At 61.1% G+C, this 13,319-nt stretch carries 14 protein-coding genes; 9 read left to right on the forward strand and 5 right to left on the reverse strand.

Annotated features, from left to right (window positions below; genetic code table 11):
* Positions 1–1,266, forward strand: a 1,266-nt coding sequence (locus GQX66_RS25005; protein WP_240866614.1) for an integrase core domain-containing protein, incomplete at its 5' end; no start/stop codon positions are given.
* 79 nt (positions 1,267–1,345) lie between these two features.
* On the opposite strand, the gene map is transcribed toward GQX66_RS25005, so the two are convergent.
* Together map and GQX66_RS25015 are read right to left on the reverse strand one after the other, a co-directional pair.
* Positions 1,346–2,137, reverse strand: a complete 792-nt coding sequence (map, locus tag GQX66_RS25010) for a type I methionyl aminopeptidase (protein WP_102688316.1) — start codon at positions 2,135–2,137, stop codon at positions 1,346–1,348.
* Positions 2,134–2,394 carry a ParD-like family protein gene (locus tag GQX66_RS25015; RefSeq protein WP_102688315.1) on the reverse strand — a complete coding sequence of 87 codons (261 nt, stop codon included), beginning with the start codon at positions 2,392–2,394 and terminating at the stop codon, positions 2,134–2,136. The genes map and GQX66_RS25015 overlap by 4 nt, the downstream gene beginning before the upstream one ends.
* Positions 2,395–2,689: 295 nt before the next feature.
* Between GQX66_RS25015 and GQX66_RS25020 the strand changes: the two genes are divergently transcribed.
* The 6 genes from GQX66_RS25020 to yecR all read left to right on the forward strand — a co-directional run bounded on the left by GQX66_RS25020 (position 2,690) and on the right by yecR (position 8,588).
* Entirely contained in the window at positions 2,690–3,625 is a 936-nt protein-coding gene (locus GQX66_RS25020; protein WP_085746226.1) for a Ppx/GppA family phosphatase, read from the forward strand.
* Positions 3,626–3,883: 258 nt separating this feature from the next.
* Positions 3,884–5,260: a pyridoxal-phosphate dependent enzyme gene (locus GQX66_RS25025; protein ID WP_007957391.1), complete on the forward strand. Its 1,377-nt coding sequence runs from the start codon at positions 3,884–3,886 to the stop codon at positions 5,258–5,260.
* Positions 5,257–6,435, forward strand: coding sequence for a cystathionine gamma-synthase (locus tag GQX66_RS25030; protein ID WP_240871933.1), 1,179 nt, complete (start codon positions 5,257–5,259; stop codon positions 6,433–6,435). Before GQX66_RS25025 ends, GQX66_RS25030 begins: the two co-directional genes overlap by 4 nt.
* Positions 6,436–7,146: 711 nt before the next feature.
* Positions 7,147–7,401, forward strand: coding sequence for a hypothetical protein (locus GQX66_RS25035; RefSeq protein WP_158247735.1), 255 nt, complete (start codon positions 7,147–7,149; stop codon positions 7,399–7,401).
* A gap of 503 nt (positions 7,402–7,904) precedes the next feature.
* Positions 7,905–8,219 carry a hypothetical protein gene (locus GQX66_RS25040; RefSeq protein WP_039766904.1) on the forward strand — a complete coding sequence of 105 codons (315 nt, stop codon included), beginning with the start codon at positions 7,905–7,907 and terminating at the stop codon, positions 8,217–8,219.
* Between the two features lie 60 nt (positions 8,220–8,279).
* Positions 8,280–8,588 (forward strand): YecR family lipoprotein, encoded by a 309-nt coding sequence (gene yecR / locus GQX66_RS25045; protein WP_007950440.1) that lies wholly within the window; start codon positions 8,280–8,282, stop codon positions 8,586–8,588.
* Here the strand turns inward: yecR and GQX66_RS25050 are convergent.
* Positions 8,560–10,197, reverse strand: coding sequence for a hybrid sensor histidine kinase/response regulator (locus tag GQX66_RS25050; protein WP_240871934.1), 1,638 nt, complete (start codon positions 10,195–10,197; stop codon positions 8,560–8,562). The two genes, yecR and GQX66_RS25050, sit on opposite strands and share 29 nt — an antisense overlap.
* A 114-nt stretch (positions 10,198–10,311) precedes the next feature.
* Between GQX66_RS25050 and GQX66_RS25055 the strand changes: the two genes are divergently transcribed.
* Positions 10,312–10,917 (forward strand): response regulator transcription factor, encoded by a 606-nt coding sequence (locus GQX66_RS25055; protein ID WP_240871935.1) that lies wholly within the window; start codon positions 10,312–10,314, stop codon positions 10,915–10,917.
* A 12-nt stretch (positions 10,918–10,929) separates the two neighbouring features.
* Here GQX66_RS25055 and GQX66_RS25060 read toward each other — a convergent pair whose 3' ends face one another.
* Positions 10,930–11,205, reverse strand: coding sequence for a DUF2798 domain-containing protein (locus tag GQX66_RS25060; RefSeq protein ID WP_102718128.1), 276 nt, complete (start codon positions 11,203–11,205; stop codon positions 10,930–10,932).
* A 130-nt stretch (positions 11,206–11,335) separates the two neighbouring features.
* Here GQX66_RS25060 and GQX66_RS25065 point away from each other — a divergent pair, with 130 nt between their 5' ends.
* A complete protein-coding gene (locus GQX66_RS25065) occupies positions 11,336–12,256 on the forward strand; it encodes a LysR family transcriptional regulator (protein ID WP_102718127.1) in 921 nt (306 codons plus the stop codon).
* A gap of 3 nt (positions 12,257–12,259) precedes the next feature.
* Here GQX66_RS25065 and GQX66_RS25070 read toward each other — a convergent pair whose 3' ends face one another.
* Positions 12,260–13,258, reverse strand: a complete 999-nt coding sequence (locus tag GQX66_RS25070) for a bile acid:sodium symporter family protein (protein WP_102718126.1) — start codon at positions 13,256–13,258, stop codon at positions 12,260–12,262.
* Positions 13,259–13,319: the final 61 nt, after the last annotated feature.

Raw genomic sequence — 13,319 nt, forward strand, 5'->3', positions numbered from 1 at the left:
GGCTCCCTCTCCCTCCGGGAGAGGGCTGGGGTGGGTAAAGACCGGGTACATCCTTTACGTTTGAGACCGGGGACATGGTTTACAGGTATCAATCATGGTCAGGAGGTGCTGACCATGCCCTGGAATCAAGAGTCCCCGATGGATCAACGAGTGAAATTAGTCAGTGACTGGCTCAGTGGCAGCTACACCAAGAGCCAATTGAGCCGGCGTTATGGGGTCAGCCGGCCAACCGTCGATAAGTGGCTGGATCGGTATGCAGCGCTCGGTGTGGATGGCTTGAAAGAGCAATCCCGCAAGCCTTTGAACTGCCCTCATCAAACCCCGGATGAAATCATCGCCACATTGCTGGCCAAGAAAAACGAGCATCCGGATCGAGGTCCCAAACAGATCATTGATCGCCTGCGAAAGTCCGATCCACAGATCCCATGGCCGGCCGCGAGCACTGCTGGTGAGTGGTTGAAGAAGGCTGGCTTGGTCATTGCGCGGCGCCCTTATCCTTTGCGCCCGCGTGCTCCGACGCATTTACGCCCGGCCGATGAACCCAACCAGACCTGGTGTGCCGACTTCAAAGGGCAGTTCAGGATGCAGGACGGCAATTGGTGCTATCCGCTGACCATTACCGATCAGATGAGCCGCTATCTGCTGCTCTGCCGGGCGCTGCCCGGCACGCACAGCGAGCCGACGCGACAGGGATTCGAATGGGCTTTCCGGGAGTTTGGATTGCCGGACGTAATCCGCACAGATAACGGGGCGCCTTTCGCATCGACCGGTTTGGCGCGGCTGTCGAAGCTGTCCGTCTGGTTCATCAGGCATGGCATCCATATCGAGACAATCACACCAGGGCGTCCTGACCAGAACGGTCGACACGAACGGATGCACCGCACCCTCAAAGCAGCGGTACTGCGAACACCTGCGGAAAATCTCGTACGCCAGCAGCTGGCCTTTGAAGAGTTCGTTCAGGACTTCAACCATGATCGACCACACACCGCACTGGGCATGAAACCGCCGGCTTCCGTATACAGACCTTCGTTGCGCCCGTATCCGGGCTACTTGCCCGCGGTCGAATATGGCCCTGAGGTTGAGGTACGCAAGGTTCGTTCGAACGGCGAGTTCAAGTGGAAGGGGCAACGAATGTTTTTGGGCGAGGCGCTGATCGGCGAGGACATCGCGCTGAAGGAAGTGGCTGATGACGTGTGGGAGCTGTACCTTTGCAACTTCTGTTTAGGCAGGCTTGAGCGCGGTGCCAACCGCGTATCAAGCCTGTAAAAGGTGTAAACGATGTCCCCGGTCTAATGTGTAAAGGATGTACCGGTCTCTACAGTGAGGGCCAGCAGACGACTCGGTCTCACTTGATAGCCGCAAAACCTTCAATTTCGTCAGGCCACGCGGTCAACACTTCGAATCCGTCTTCCGTCACCGCAATCATGTGCTCCCACTGCGCCGACAACGACTGATCCTTGGTCACCACCGTCCAGCCATCCGCCAGACTTTTCACATGCCGCTTGCCAGCATTGAGCATCGGCTCAATGGTGAAAATCATCCCCGCCTTCAGCTTCAAGCCCTGCTCCGGATAACCGTAATGCAGCACCTGCGGTTCATCGTGATAAACCTTGCCGATCCCGTGCCCGCAGTACTCGCGCACCACGCTAAACCCTTCTTTTTCCGCCAGACTTTGAATCGCATGGCCAATATCGCCCAGCGTAGCGCCCGGCCGTACGACGCGGATGCCCGCGCACATCGCGTCGTAAGTGGTCTTGATCAGGTGCCGCGCCTCGGGCGTCGGCTCGCCGACCACGTACATGCGGCTGGTGTCGCCGAACCAGCCGTCCTTGATCACCGCGATGTCGAGATTGACGATATCGCCGTCCTCCAGCACACGCTTCGAAGGAATGCCGTGGCAGACCACTTCGTTGACCGACGCGCAAACAGTTTTCGGGAAGCCGTGATAACCGACGTTGGCCGGAATCGCCTTCTGCACATTGACGATGTAGTCGTTGCACAACTGATCGAGCTGATCGGTGGTGACGCCAGCCTTGACGTGCGGCACCAGCATCGCCAGCACCTCGGCGGCCAGTCTGCCGGCCTCGCGGGACTGGGCGATTTCGGCCTGGGTGTTGATCTTGATCGGGTTTCTCATGCCTTGATCGCCTCTTTGCCCGAGGTGTTCTGCGCAGCATCCGCCAGTGCGCAGACTTGCTGCAGATCCAGACCGCCCGACTGCTCGGCGCGAATCAGCAACCGGCAAATGGCGTGGTGATCAAGGTCGGGATACAGCTCGGCGAGCATGCCGATGCGCATCCAGTGTTCGGCCTGCGCGTTGATCGAGCGGCTGAGTGCGTTGCTGGAGATGCGCAGATTCTCGTGCATGTCCTCTGAAATCTTTACGATGCCCATGGCAATATCCGATACGAAGTGTATATGGATCGTATATTAATCGTGCATCGTCCGGGATTGCAAATTTTGCGCGCCCGGTAAATTCCGGGCAAAAAAAAGCTGCCCGGAAGGCAGCCGAATCATGAAAAGCACGCGATGTATTGGGGCAAAGTATGGACAGCCGATAATGACAGTGTCATGACAGCGATGAATTCACTGAGCCGCCCCGCCCGCGTCATCAGGTTGTCATCGAACCCACGGCAGAATCCTCGCAAACCGTCCCGCGCCTCCCGACGGATGATTTGCAAGGATCCCCATGAAAGAAGACACCTCGCTGTTTGCCGCCATCGACCTCGGTTCCAATGCCTTTCGCATGATGATTGGCCAGTCGGTGCGCAGCAGAAAGGGCTTCATGATTCAGGAGGTCAAAACCTTGCGCGAACCGGTGCGACTGGCCGAAGGTTTCGACGGCCGGGCACTCGACGAAATGGCGCTGGATCGCGGCTGGCAGGCGCTGGCGCGGTTCGGCAAGAAGCTACGCGGTTTCGAGCCCGGTCGTGTGCGTGCGGTGGCCACCAGCGCGGTGCGCGAGGCGGACAATGCGCAGCTGTTTCTGGCCAGCGCGGAACGGCATCTGGGGTTTCGCATCGATGTGATTTCCGGCCATGAAGAAGCGCGTCTGGTGTACGCCGGTGTGGCCCACACTCTGCCGGTCGCCGATGACATGCGTCTGGTGGTCGACATTGGCGGCGGCTCCACCGAACTGATTCTCGGCCAGGGCGCGCAACCGCTGCTGACCGAAAGCATCGCCCTCGGCAGCGGCACCTTGAGCACCCGTTACTTTCGCAGCGGTGAGATTTCCCCCGGTGCGCTGCAAGAAGCCGAACGGGTGGCCATTCTGCAATTCGAAAAAGTCGCCCGCCGTTATCGTGCCCAGGGCTGGCAGCAGACGATTGGCTCTTCGGGTACCGCGCGGATGCTCGCCAAAGTGCTCAAGGCCAATCGCCTGAACGATCATGGCGAGAGCGGCATCACCTACGGCGGCCTGTTGCGGTTGTCGTTGCGCCTGCTGGAAGTCAGCAATGTTCAACAGCTGAAACTGGCCGGCCTGCAACCCCATCGCCAGAGCATTCTGCCCGGCGGCCTGGTGGTCATGCTGGCAGCGTTCAAAGTGTTCGGGATCTCGCAAATGGTACCGTCCGAACCCGGTCTGAGGCTGGGTGTGCTGCACGGTCTGATGAGCAACCACTGAGCGGTTTTCGCTGCAGGATTTTCACTGCCGGATCAAGCGCTTCGTGACGCTGAAGACGCCCTTTCAATACTCGATGACGCCTGCGTATAAACCCTGCAAATCACTTCCTTCCCCTCTCCCATTTCGTTCTATCGTTAGATCGAAATGGCTGTATTTCCGGCCGTTTAAAGGTTGCGACAGCTCAGGTCTGAGCCTATGTTGCACGCGAGCTTTTTCCCCGCGAATGGAACGCGATCAACACCACAAAGAGGTGAAGAGATGTCAAAGGATTCACGCCCTGCCGTACTTGGGCTGATCGGCAATACGCCGCTGGTACAAGTCACCCGCTTCGATACCGGTCCCTGCACCCTGTTTCTCAAACTCGAATCACAGAACCCCGGCGGTTCGATCAAGGACCGCATCGGTCTGGCCATGATCGACGCCGCTGAACGCGATGGTCGACTGCAACCGGGCGGTACGATCGTCGAGGCCACCGCCGGCAACACCGGTCTGGGCCTGGCCCTGGTCGGCCGCGCCAAGGGCTACCGCGTCGTGCTGGTGGTGCCGGACAAAATGTCCACCGAAAAAGTCCTGCACCTCAAGGCCATGGGCGCCGAAGTGCACATCACCCGCTCCGATGTCGGCAAGGGTCATCCCGAGTACTACCAGGATGTCGCCGCGCGTCTGGCCAAGGACATTCCCGGCGCGTTCTTCGCCGACCAGTTCAACAACCCGGCCAACCCGCTGGCCCACGAGTGCAGCACCGGGCCGGAAATCTGGGCCCAGACCGAGCATGACCTGGACGCGATCGTGGTCGGCGTCGGCTCGGCCGGCACGCTGACCGGCCTGACCCGTTTCTTCAAACGCGTGCAACCGGACCTTGAAATGGTCCTGGCCGACCCGGTCGGTTCGGTGATGGCTGAATACAGCCGCAGCAAGCACTTGGGCACCGCCGGATCCTGGGCGGTGGAAGGCATCGGCGAAGACTTCATTCCGTCGATCACCGACCTGTCGAGCGTGCGCAGCGCCTACTCGATCAGCGACGAAGAGAGCTTCGATCACGCCCGTCAGTTGCTGAAAGCCGAAGGCATTCTGGGTGGCTCGTCCACCGGCACCCTGCTGGCCGCCGCGCTGCGTTATTGCCGCGAACAGACCGAGCCGAAACGCGTGGTCAGCTTCGTCTGCGACACCGGCACCCGTTACCTGTCGAAGGTCTACAACGACCAGTGGATGACCGATCAGGGCCTGCTGCAGCGCAAACGCTACGGCGACCTGCGCGACCTGATTGCCCGACGTTTCGAAGACGGCAAAGTCGTCAGCGTCGGACCGGACGATACGCTGATGACCGCCTTCCAGCGCATGCGCCTGGCAGATGTTTCGCAACTGCCGGTGCTGGTGGATGGCAAGCAACTGGTCGGCGTGATCGACGAGTCGGACATTCTGGTGCGGGTACACGAAGACGCCTCGCTCTTCAGCAAACCCGTGTCCAGCGCGATGACGGACAAGTTGCAAACCCTCGCCCCCGGCGCCACGCTGGCTGAACTGGAAGCCGTGCTCAGCAGCGGTCTGGTGGCCATCATCGCCGACGCTTCAGGCTTCCACGGCCTGATCACTCGCGTCGACATGCTCAATCAACTACGGAGATCCCTGGCATGAGCCAGCACGACAAGAACGCCCGTCAACAGGGCTTCGCCACCCGCGTGATCCACGCCGGGCAAACGCCGGACCCGACCACCGGCGCACTGATGCCGCCGATCTACGCCAACTCCACGTACCTGCAAGACAGCCCTGGCGTGCACAAGGGTTTCGACTACGGCCGCTCGCACAACCCGACGCGTTTTGCCCTGGAGCGTTGCGTGGCGGATCTGGAGGGCGGCACCCAGGCGTTCGCCTTCGCGTCCGGGCTGGCGACGATTTCCACGGTGCTCGAACTGATCGACGCCGGCTCGCACATCGTGTCCGGCAATGACCTGTACGGCGGCACGTTCCGTCTGTTCGACAAGGTGCGTCAGCGCAGTGCCGGGCATCGTTTCAGCTTCGTCGATCTGGCGGATCTGTCGGCGTTCGAAGCGTCGTTGCAGGACGACACGCGCATGGTGATTGTGGAGAGCCCGACCAACCCGCTGCTGGGTCTGTCCGACCTCGCCGCCATCGCGCGCATCTGCAAGGCGCGCGGGATCCTCTGCGTGGCCGACAACACCTTCGCCAGCCCGTGGATCCAGCGTCCGCTGGAACTGGGTTTCGACATCGTGCTGCACTCGACCACCAAATACCTGAACGGTCACTCCGACGTGATCGGCGGGATCGCGGTGGTCGGTGACAATCCTGCGCTGGCCGAGCGTCTGGGCTTCCTGCAGAACGCCGTCGGCGCCATCTCCGGCCCGTTCGACGCGTTCCTCACCCTGCGCGGCGTGAAGACGCTGGCGCTGCGTATGGAGCGTCATTGCAGCAACGCACTGGAGCTGGCGCGCTGGCTGGAGCAGCAGCCGCAGGTCAAACGCGTCTACTACCCGGGTCTGGAATCCCATCCGCAGCACGAACTGGCCAAGCGTCAGATGCGTGGTTTCGGCGGGATGATTTCCCTGGATCTGAACAGTGATCTGGCGGGCGCCCGGCGCTTCCTGGAGAACGTGCAGATCTTCGCTTTGGCCGAAAGCCTTGGCGGTGTGGAAAGCCTGATCGAGCACCCGGCGATCATGACTCACGCGACCATTCCGGCCGAAACCCGTGCCAAGCTTGGCATCGGTGACAGCCTGGTGCGTCTGTCGGTGGGCGTCGAGGACATCGAAGACCTGCGTGCGGATCTGGCGCAAGCGCTGGCCAATATCTAACGCCCGAAAACGTCAAAGCCCGCACAAGGCGGGCTTTGGTGTTCGAGTAGGCGGCCAGTGCTGGTCTCTGGCTTACAAGGTTTATCAGGCTTCTCACAGTACCGGACCAAATTGAAAGGGGTACGGTCTCGGCTGCTTCACACGGCATAAGGGCTGGAACCCAGCGCGGGGTTCTTTCTAACCGTGTACCCTTCGGAACGCGCCCAACGCTTCCTCGCTATCCGCTTGCGCATCAGTCTGCGTCTTCGCCTACATCCTTGAGCCTAGCAAACACGCTACATTGCGCTACGCGGTTTTTAGACTGATTGTTTTCTAGCGCAGGCCTTCAAGGAAGCGAACCGACTATCGCCTTCACGCCCCTTCAGCCTGCCTTCCGCCGAGGGCGAACTATACTTTTCAGTTCGCTGTCCAGATTTCCTGTAAACCGTCGACACCCGTGCACCTTCCGGTGCCCCCGTGCCACTCACCAATCTGGTTGACCCCGGGCCGACGAGCCTTCCGTCAATGAACGAATGACGGGTAACGCTCGGTTGCTGTGTGGCTGATGGGGCGTGGAGAAAATCATGAAGCACACGCTTTGGCCGGGCCTCGTCCTGGCAGTTGCGGCAACGGTGGCAATGCCCAATGTCTGGGCAGCGCAGGCGCAGTCATTGGCGTCGGATGGGGCGGATCATGTGGGTGCGGGGGCTGTAGCTTCTGACGGCGCCGATCATGTTGGCGCTGGTGCAGTCGCATCTGATGGCGCAGATCATGTCGGTGCTGGCGCCGTTGCTTCAGACGGCTCCGATCATGTCGGCGCAGGCGCTGTCGCCTCTGATGGCGCGGATCACGTCGGCGCCGGAGCAGTTGCCTCTGACGGCTCAGACCATGTCGGCGCAGGGGCCGTTGCTTCTGACGGTTCCGATCATGTCGGTGCTGGCGCTGTCGCCTCTGATGGCGCGGATCACGTTGGCGCTGGAGCTGTAGCTTCTGACGGTTCCGATCACGTTGGTGCAGGTGCAGTCGCCTCTGACGGCGCCGATCACGTTGGTGCTGGGGCCGTTGCCTCCGACGGTTCCGATCATGTTGGCGCCGGCGCAGTAGCTTCTGACGGCTCCGACCACGTCGGCGCAGGCGCAGTAGCTTCTGACGGCTCCGACCACGTCGGCGCAGGCGCCCTCGCCGCCGATGGCGCAGACAAGGTTGGTGCCAACCGGCTCGCCTATTCCCGCGCTGGCGTCGGTTCGGACCAGGTCGCTTCCGCCCTCATGAGCGGCAGCTATTCGGACCAGTTCAACAGCCCTCAATAACCGCTATCGGCGCAGCCAGCCCACCGCTGGCTGCGCCGCACTAGCACATTTGTGCTAATCGACCACCCCGATCCCTGGCGTTATATTCCCTCGCAACCCCCGACGCTCCCCAACATTGCCGCTGTGCAGTGCGCGGGATCGTTGTGCCTGGAAAAACAACAACACCAAGGAAGAAACACCATGAAACTGCAGCTCAGCCTCGCCAAGATCACGGTTCTCGGTGCCCTGCTCCTCGGCGCCAGCGGTTGCCAGACCGCCAAACCCACCGAAGACAGCATGCGCGAACGCGCCCAGACTGTTATCGGCCAACCCGTCACCAAGATCGGCAACATCCGCAATGACAGCACCCTGACCTACTACACCGCCTACACCGCCGCCGGCGAATACAACTGCGAGCTGCCCAGCGGCGCGATCATCGCGGTGGCCAGCATGGGCATCATGACGCCTCCGCTGTCTTGCCTGCCCAAAGGCGCTTCGCCGATTCCGTACCAGTAATCCGGCGCAGAAAAACCGTTCCAGTGCCTCTTCTCATCCGGTAAAGGATTCCGTTCGATCATGAAAACACTCATCGCCACCCTCAGCCTCGCGGCCGTCGTTCTCACCGGCTGCGCCACCCCCAAGCAATGGGAAGCCACCGGCGGCAGCAAGACCGACGGCGTTGTCCAGGTCTCCTATGAACTGGGCCAGTTCGAGAGCGGGCAAACTTCCGCCGCTCAAGGGTTGGCCACGGCTGAAGGCCGTTGCAAGGTCTGGGGCTACAAGAGCGCCGAAGTATCGGGCTCGGAGAAAAACATCTGCCGCACCATGGGTCAGTACAACTGCCTGCAAACCACCATCACGCAGGACTATCTGTGTAAGCGCTGACCACTTCGGTCTGCCGGTCGCGCAGCGCACGCAAGGTCGCGCGCAGCTCGGCCGGGCGTACCGGCTTGGACAGAATGGCGATCTGCCGATCATGCAAGGCCGCCTGGATTTTTTCGATGTCATGCCCGGTGATGATCATGGCCGGGACCGCATAACCGCGCTGACGGCGAACCTCGTCGATGCACTCGATGCCGGTACTGTGGGAACCGAGGTCATAGTCGGCAACGATGATGTCGCAGTCGGTGACCAGGCCCTGCCCGCTCAGCTCGGCCTGCACAACGCAGCCCCACCGTTCGAGCAACGCCGAGGTCGCCAACAGAACGTTGCGATCATCCTCCACCAGACAAACTTTCAACCCCGTAAGTAGCCCGACTTGCCGTGCCTCCTCACGATTGACAGGCACCTGCGGCGGCGCGAGTGGCAGTCCATGCAAGGTCACCGCCGTGCCATGCCCCAGCCGTGAGCGGATCGCGACGTCGACACCGATCAACTGACCCAGACGCCGGACAATCGACAGCCCCAGACCCACCCCTTCAACGTCCTTGTCCCGCAGTTGGCGCACCCGATAAAACTCCTCGAACACCTTGGGCAAATGCTCTTCGGCGATGCCGTTACCGCGGTCATAGATCGCGATGGCCACCCCCGCGCCGCGCTTGCGCACACCGATCAGCACCGGCCGGTGCGCGCCGTATTTGAAGCAATTGGAGAGCACGTTCTGCACCATCGTCGCGAGCAACGCCGGATCGGTGCGCACCCAGTGCTCGCAAGGCCGCAAACGCAGCTCCACACCTGCCCAGCGTGCAGCTTCGGCATTCTGGCGGATCAGATCCGCCAGCCATTCACCCAGCTCAAGCGTCTGCAAGCGGGGCAGAATCCGCCCGTTGTCGAGGGTATAGAGATCGAGAATCGAGCGAAACAGCTGCGACACGTTGAGCAGCGAGCGGTCGATGCTGTCCACCAGCCGCCGCTCCTCTTCGCCCAGCCGCGACTCGCGCAGGCACGCGGTAAACAACCCGATGGAGTGGATCGGCTGACGCAGGTCATGGCTGGCCTGGGCCAGAAAACGCGACTTCTCAAGGTTGGCGGCAACCGCTTCTTCCGATGCCTTGCGCGTGCGTTCCAGCAGCAAGTGCGCATACACCGGAATCACCGTGCTGGTGATCATCAGCATCAACACCATGAACGGTTGCGCCTGCCAGTACGGTGTCAACCGATAGACCGCCAGCAGCGCCAGCAATGCCAGCACCGTGGCGATCGCCAGGTAGCGCGAGCCGTAGCGCATGCCGTTGCCGAGATTGACCCAGACCATGACGGCGTAGATGGGCAACGCCGCCTCGCCGCCGACCACCAGCCCAAAACTGGTGCCGGTGTAATCGTGGAGCATGCCGAAAATCCGCCGCGCCGGATAATGCCCCGGCCAGCGCACGATGGCCTGGCGCAGCACGACGGAGGCCAGCAGAAACAGGGAAATGTAGGTGACCACCGGCAGATAGGTATCGAAGCGCTGACCGGGCAGGAAACCGAGCACGGCCATGTAAACCAGCGCGATGCTGGCGATGATGATGCGCAGATTGGCCTGGTCAAGCTCGGTGTTCTTTTCGAACTTCATGGGGGAACGTCCTTGTGCGGCAGTCGTCATAAACAGCACGAATCAACAGGCAATGCCCTCGCCCGGTGCTAAGGTGCATGCCGTGAGAAATGCTGACCCAGGGAGGGTTTTGCCATGGCGTGCCGAATCATCATAGCCGACGATCACCCGTTGTTTCGCGAAGCGCTGCTGCGCACCGTCCAGCGCTTGCTGCCCGACGCCCTGATCGAAGAGGCCGGCGACCTCGACACCGTGCTCGCCCTGCTGCCGGCCGGCGATGAGCCCGACACCTTGATCCTCGACCTGCGCTTTCCCGGCCTGACCTGTGTCAGCCAGCTAGCGGAACTGCGCCGGCGTTTGCCGCGAACCACCCTGATCGTGGTGTCGATGGTCGATGACGAGGCGCTGATCGGCGACGTCATGGCGGCCGGCATCGATGGTTTTATCGGCAAGAACATCGCCCCCGACGAGATCGGTCAGGCGATCCGGGCGATTCGTGAAGGTGAGGTACTGGTGAAATTCGCCCCGTCCGGCCTGCTGCCGCTGGACACCGGCACCGCCCTCACCCCGCGTCAGCAAGAGGTGCTGCGGCTGATCGCCCAAGGCAAGACCAACAAGGAAATCGCCCGCGAACTGGATATTTCGCCGTTCACGGTGCGGATTCATGTGTCGTCGTTGTTGCGGGTGCTCAACGTGCCGTCGCGGGCAGCGGCGGCGGTGAAATACTCCGGGGCCTTGTAGCCTGCCTCCAGTTCAGCCTTGCGGGTGGACGGTCAGTGCTACCAGTTTCACCACAATCGGCCGGACCACGAGAATGCACAGAAACGCCACGGGCATCGCCAGTTTGTAGGCGTGCAGCGTATTGCTAAGGTAATCGGCATCAATTCCGAAATTGGAGGCGGTGATTACCAGCGACATCAGAAACGCCATGATGATCGCCATGTACAACGCGAATATGTACGGCATGGCACGGGCCGACAGCTTGCGCGGGCTGAATACTGTGTTTCTTGGAGAGAGTCTCTGATTCATGTCAGTCCTTGTTGACCGAAGTGGATAGGCGCCGAGCACCCTAACAAGTCTGCCAACCCGTAACTAGACTGATTGCCGTGAGCACTTTATAAACAAAATCTTATGAATTTGTCTTTGCCAGGATCCACGCATGAACCTCTTGGGTGCAATCGATTGTTTTATCAAAGTCGTTGAGGCGGGATCGATTGTCGGGGCCGCCAAAACCCTCGGGGTGAGTGCCGCCGCCGTCAGTCAGACCCTTGGTCGTCTTGAGAATCACCTCGACACACGCCTGCTGCAACGCACCACCCGCAGCATGGCGTTGACGGAGAGCGGTTCGGTGTATTTCGAGAAAGTAAAACGTATCGCGCTCGATCTGGAGTCCGCGCAGAGCGCCATCAGCCACGCGCAGACGCAACTCCAGGGACACTTGAGTATCGCCTCCACCGCCGGGTTCGGGCGCCATGTATTGGCCCCGGTCATTGCCGGTTTCGCCGAACGCTACCCGCAGTTGACGCTTGAGCTCTCGACGTCCGACCGCAAAATCAATCACCTCCACGAAGGTATCGACTTGAGTCTGCGCATTGAGCCGCAACTGGAAGACGGCATCATCGCGCGCAAGGTTGCGACGGTACCGTTCGTGATTTGCGCCAGCCCTGACTATCTGCAAAAGGCCGGTCGCCCGTCGACTCCGGCGGATCTTCAGCAACACGCCTGCCTGGCGTTTCGCTATCCGCTGGACGGACGGTTACTGCGCTGGTGGTTCGTTGAGCAGGGTCAGCGCTTTGAGGCTGGGATCAATGCGACCGCCATCAGCGACGATATCGACGCCCTGGCGCAAATGGCTGCTCATGGTGCCGGGATCACCCGACTGGCGGAATTCGTTGCCGCGCCCTATCTGGAGAGTGGTCAACTGGTCTCTTTATTCGAACCGGGCGGCTCGACCTTTGCCAGCGCCGCGCCGCTCGAGATCTATGCCTGTGTGCAGGAGCGCGCCGCCATGACTTCCAAGGTCAAGGCCTTCACCGAATTTTTGCAGGAGTTCCTGCATACCCGCTGGCCCGCTCGATGAGGATCAAGGATCAACCTGCGCCATCAGTTCAGGCACCGATTCCTGGCGTTTCGCATAGCGCTGCGCCAGCACTGCGCAGACCATCAGTTGAATCTGATGGAACAGCATCAGCGGCAGAATCAGCACGCCAATCGTGCTGCCGGCGAACAACACCTGCGCCATCGGCACACCGGTGGCCAGGCTCTTTTTCGAGCCGCAGAACAGAATGGTGATGCGGTCTTCCAGATTGAAACCGAACAGTTTGCCCAGCACTGTGGACGCCAGCAGCACAAGCGCCAGCAGGACGCAGCACGCCACGACCAGCCCCAGCAGTTCGATCACCGGAATCTGGTGCCAGATGCCCTCGTTCACCGCTTCGCTGAACGCACCGTAGACCACCAGCAGAATCGAGCCCTGATCGACGAACTTCAGCCAGTTCTTGTTGCGACCGACCCAGGCGCCGATCCAGCGACGGGCGATCTGACCGGCAATGAACGGCAGCAGCAGTTGCACACTGATTTTCACGATTGCGTCGAGGGTCGAGCCGCCGTCGCCGTGGACGTTCAGCAGCAGCGTCACCAGCAGCGGCGTGAGGAAAATCCCGAACAGGCTGGACGCCGCCGCGCTGCAGATCGCCGCCGGAATATTGCCCCGTGCCAGCGACGTGAAGGCAATCGCCGATTGCACCGTGGCCGGCAGCGCACACAGGTACAGCATGCCCATGTACAGCTGATCGCCGATCAGCGGCGACAACAGCGGTTTGAGCGTCAGACCCAGTAGCGGGAACAGGACGAAGGTCAGGCCGAACACCAGCAAATGCAGGCGCCAGTGGCCGGCGCCAGCGATGATCGATTCGCGAGACAGCTTGGCACCGTGCAGGAAAAACAGCAGCGCGATGGCGATGTTGGTCAGCCAGCCGAAACCGGTCGCGACCTGACCGCTGGCGGGCAGGAAGCTGGCCAGCAGCACCACACCGATCAGGGTCAGGGTGAAGTTGTCGGGCAAAAATCGTGGGCGCGTCATGGTTTGTTCATCCGGGGGTTGCCAGTACGTGGCAGCGACTCTAACGTGACTGGAAATTACC

The sequence above is a fragment of the Pseudomonas sp. B707 genome, from assembly GCF_022496685.1.
Classification (GTDB): domain Bacteria; phylum Pseudomonadota; class Gammaproteobacteria; order Pseudomonadales; family Pseudomonadaceae; genus Aquipseudomonas; species Aquipseudomonas paraglycinae.

Bases quoted from the DNA above. Each gene is read 5' to 3' on its own strand.
- map (WP_102688316.1), bottom strand. From the start codon at position 2,137: ATGAGAAACCCGATCAAGATCAACACCCAGGCCGAAATCGCCCAGTCC.
- GQX66_RS25015 (WP_102688315.1), bottom strand. From the start codon at position 2,394: ATGGGCATCGTAAAGATTTCAGAGGACATGCACGAGAATCTGCGCATC.
- GQX66_RS25020 (WP_085746226.1), top strand. From the start codon at position 2,690: ATGAAAGAAGACACCTCGCTGTTTGCCGCCATCGACCTCGGTTCCAAT.
- GQX66_RS25025 (WP_007957391.1), top strand. From the start codon at position 3,884: ATGTCAAAGGATTCACGCCCTGCCGTACTTGGGCTGATCGGCAATACG.
- GQX66_RS25030 (WP_240871933.1), top strand. From the start codon at position 5,257: ATGAGCCAGCACGACAAGAACGCCCGTCAACAGGGCTTCGCCACCCGC.
- GQX66_RS25035 (WP_158247735.1), top strand. From the start codon at position 7,147: ATGTTGGCGCTGGTGCAGTCGCATCTGATGGCGCAGATCATGTCGGTG.
- GQX66_RS25040 (WP_039766904.1), top strand. From the start codon at position 7,905: ATGAAACTGCAGCTCAGCCTCGCCAAGATCACGGTTCTCGGTGCCCTG.
- yecR (WP_007950440.1), top strand. From the start codon at position 8,280: ATGAAAACACTCATCGCCACCCTCAGCCTCGCGGCCGTCGTTCTCACC.
- GQX66_RS25050 (WP_240871934.1), bottom strand. From the start codon at position 10,197: ATGAAGTTCGAAAAGAACACCGAGCTTGACCAGGCCAATCTGCGCATC.
- GQX66_RS25055 (WP_240871935.1), top strand. From the start codon at position 10,312: ATGGCGTGCCGAATCATCATAGCCGACGATCACCCGTTGTTTCGCGAA.
- GQX66_RS25060 (WP_102718128.1), bottom strand. From the start codon at position 11,205: ATGAATCAGAGACTCTCTCCAAGAAACACAGTATTCAGCCCGCGCAAG.
- GQX66_RS25065 (WP_102718127.1), top strand. From the start codon at position 11,336: ATGAACCTCTTGGGTGCAATCGATTGTTTTATCAAAGTCGTTGAGGCG.
- GQX66_RS25070 (WP_102718126.1), bottom strand. From the start codon at position 13,258: ATGACGCGCCCACGATTTTTGCCCGACAACTTCACCCTGACCCTGATC.